This is a genomic window from Variovorax sp. 01T439_2, assembly GCF_056398445.1.
Map to the genome: position 1 here is coordinate 1 of NZ_JBFTPJ010000712.1, position 3070 is coordinate 3070.

Sequence of the window (3070 nt, forward strand, 5' to 3'; positions counted from 1 at the left end):
GCCTCGCCTGCGGGTCGATTGCGTCATAACTGCCTCGCCTGCGGGTCGATTGCGTCATAACTCAAGTCCGACAGCAGGTTGTTCCAATCAGCATCTTCTTGATAGAGGCTTTCAAGGGCTTCAGGCACGCCGTCTTCAGCAGTATTTGCCACGAAACTTGCGTCCCCGACATTGTCGGCCGCACGAGCGAAGCGACCAATAAACTGCAGCGTGATGCCCAGGCTCTTGTGGACGGAGTGCAGCGCGGCCACTTTGAGTTGCGGCAAGTCAAATCCTTCGCCGAACATGTCCACGCAGATCACGATCCTGTGCTCACCGCTTCGGATATTCCGAAGAACCTGTTCGCGACCCTTCGTGTAGCTGTGGACGAGGACCGGGTTCAGGTCCGGAAACTCTGCGCTGTAGATGTTGTCAAACAGGTCCTTAGCTTGACCAATCGTGTTGGCTCTCGCCAGCAGCATGTGGTCTAAGCCGCTTGCCAGATCGGCCCTCAGTCTCTCTACGGCTTTCTCGGCGATCCGCAGATCGGCCACAGAGCTGTCCGGCTCAAAGACTTGAAGGAACTGGATCGGCTTGAAGAACTCGTTCTCCTGGGCAAGCTGAAGTGGGTAGTTGTAGATGATCTTCCCGTTCAACGCCTTGCCGTCTTCTCGGAATGGCGTCGCGGTGAACAACAGCATTCGAGCATGAGCGCAATAACTTGAGAACCTGTTCCAGGTTGTCGCTTGCGCATGGTGCGCCTCATCGAAGAAGACTTCGCTGAAGAGTGCCGCAAACGCTTTTTGCTCATTCTCATCGCCTCGGCTGATGGAGGCCATCGTGGTCACCACAATGTTGCAGCTTCGGAGCGCGTCGAACTGGGCCGCAGTGGGCTTTCCTGTCAGCACGCCCACGACCGGATTGAGCACGTCTGTGACAATGCCCAATTTCCTCAGGAGCCCGTACTCCCTGAACTTATCTGCCGTCTGCTGCCGCAGCGCGTCTGTGGGCACTATGACCAAGATGCGATCACCGCGCGATTCGACGGTGATGGCCAGCATGACCTCCGTTTTCCCCGTCCCTGTGGGCATCACAATGATGGCCGGGTCTTTGCTCAAACTCCAGTGCGCCGCTATTGCGTGGAGCGCGCCGATTTGAGGTGCGCGCAAGCCAGGTCTGGCGGCGTGCCCCTCAACTGCAACAAGCTCGGAGACGTAGTTGATCCCGCCTCGCCATGAGGCATGCGCCTCAGCCCTCAGCCGGTTGCCTTCAGCCAAGCTGTCTTCGACTTCCCGGAAGCGCGCATCCGAAACTTCAAGTATTCCGTCTATAACCTCGCCATCAGTCCCGCGTAGCACCCCGGCGGGATCGAGATCGGTGAAGTCAAATCCATTGACCATCAAATCGATGGCGTAGACAGCGCCGTCTTCAGTGGTCGCCTTGAGGCGTTTGAAATTCGGGCCTCGGGATCGATGGGCAACGACGGTGGCCGGATAAACCGCGCTCGCACGCCCGATGCATGAGGCGTCGAATACGCCGTCCCGGTTCTGGAAGGCATATCTTGTCGGCAGGCGCAGGCGCGTTGCCGCAGCGAAATCCGCTTCTGTGACCATTCCCCTGCCTCCGTTCTGTTTTCGCGCATCGTACACATAGCGAGCAAACCTCATCAATCTTACGCAAGGCCCTGCACTGCCTGGTGCTGGACGGGGTGAACCGGTGCGGCGCCGATGGCGCACCCACCTTCATCGAGGCGGCTGCGTCTACCGACCAAGAGTTGCACGCGCTGCTGCAGACCGTCATCGCCCGATTCATGAAGATGCTCACGCGCCGGGGCGTGCTGGTCGAGGAGATGGGGCAGACCTGGCTGGCCGAGCCGGATACCGACGGCGAGGAGGCGCGCACGGTGCGGCCGCTGCAGGCGGCTGCCATCACCTACCGCATCGCCTTCGGGCCCCGCGCCGGGCAGAAGGTGCTGACGCTGCGAGGAGCGATACCGCGCGAGGGCTGGACGCGCCAGCCGCTGTGCGCCGACATCGACGGATTCAGCCTGCACGCGGCGGTGCGGTTCGCCGCAGATCGGCAGCCTGCTGCTCGGCGTGCACGCGCCGAACGGCGACCTGGTTTCGGTCGGCAGCGTGGGCACGGGCTGGGCTTCGGCTGAAGCGCAGGACATCAAGCGCAAGCTCGCCAAGCTCGAAGTCCCCAAGCCGCCGTTCGCCGCCGGCGCCAGCAAGCCCGGGCGGTGGTCGAAGCGGGTGGCGGGCAGCGAACGYTGGGTGAGGTCGGTCGCGGTCGCCGAGGTCGAATTCGCCGAATGGCCCCCCCGAGGGACAGATCCGGCATGCGTCGTACGTCTCCTTGCGCACCGACAAGTCCGCCAGCGCCATCGTGCGCGAGACGGCGAAGCAGATGGGCCCCGGGCCGTCGAAACCGGCCGGCAAGGGGGCGGCGGGGAGCGTCAAGGTCAGCAACGCCGAGCGTGTCATCGACCCGAGCACGGGCCTCACGAAGCTCGACCTGATGCGCCACTACGAGTCGGTGGCCGAATGGATGCTGCCGCATCTCCAAGGCCGCCCCTGCTCGCTGGTCCGAGGGCCAACCGGCGTCCAAGGCGAGTTGTTTTTCCAGAAGCACGACGACAAGCGGCGCTGGCAAATGCGGCGCAGATGAACGTCATCGAGTTCCACACGTGGAACTCGCTCGCGAAGAACATCGACAAGCCGGACCGGATGATCTTCGACCTGGACCCGGGCGAAGGCACGACCTGGCCGCATGTGCAGGAGGCCGCCATGCTCGTGCGCACGCTGCTCTCGGAGCTGGGCCTGGCGTCCTGGTTGAAGACGAGCGGTGGCAAAGGACTCCATGTCGTCGTGCCGTTGGCGCCAAAGCTCGACTACGACACGGTCAAGGCGTTCGCGCAGGCGGTCGTCCAGCATCTCGCGCGAACGATACCTTCATGGTTCGTCGCGAAGAGCGGTCCGGCCAACCRGGTCGGCAAACTGTTTGTCGACTACCTACGCGCATTGACTCGTCGGAATTGCTACCCGAGCTGACCTGTCGCCTCACGCTTTGGTCGGTAGAGCTCACGCGC

The 3070-nt window shown here is 62.5% G+C and carries 2 protein-coding genes and 2 pseudogenes; 3 read left to right on the forward strand and 1 reads right to left on the reverse strand.

All coding sequences use genetic code 11. The annotated features are described in order from the left end of the window. Positions 1-23: 23 nt before the first annotated feature. Complete coding sequence (locus tag AC1DOC_RS26415; protein WP_478130810.1) at positions 24-1592, reverse strand: DEAD/DEAH box helicase; 1569 nt, start codon at positions 1590-1592, stop codon at positions 24-26. Positions 1593-1675: 83 nt separating this feature from the next. On the opposite strand from AC1DOC_RS26415, the gene AC1DOC_RS26420 reads away from it, so the two are divergent. From AC1DOC_RS26420 to ligD, 3 genes and pseudogenes are all read left to right on the forward strand, one after another. After that, complete coding sequence (locus AC1DOC_RS26420) at positions 1676-2140, forward strand: hypothetical protein (protein WP_436311656.1); 465 nt, start codon at positions 1676-1678, stop codon at positions 2138-2140. After that, a pseudogene (locus tag AC1DOC_RS26425) lies at positions 2076-2267 on the forward strand (ATP dependent DNA ligase); the annotation flags it as partial. The gene AC1DOC_RS26420 and the pseudogene AC1DOC_RS26425, both read left to right, overlap by 65 nt. A 262-nt stretch (positions 2268-2529) precedes the next feature. Further along, positions 2530-3032 (forward strand): annotated as a pseudogene (gene ligD, locus AC1DOC_RS26430) (non-homologous end-joining DNA ligase LigD). The last annotated feature ends 38 nt before the right edge of the window (positions 3033-3070 follow it).

What these genes read in the sequence shown, in the direction of transcription:
- AC1DOC_RS26415 (WP_478130810.1), bottom strand. Translation starts at nt 1,592, where the DNA reads ATGGTCACAGAAGCGGATTTCGCTGCGGCAACGCGCCTGCGCCTGCCG.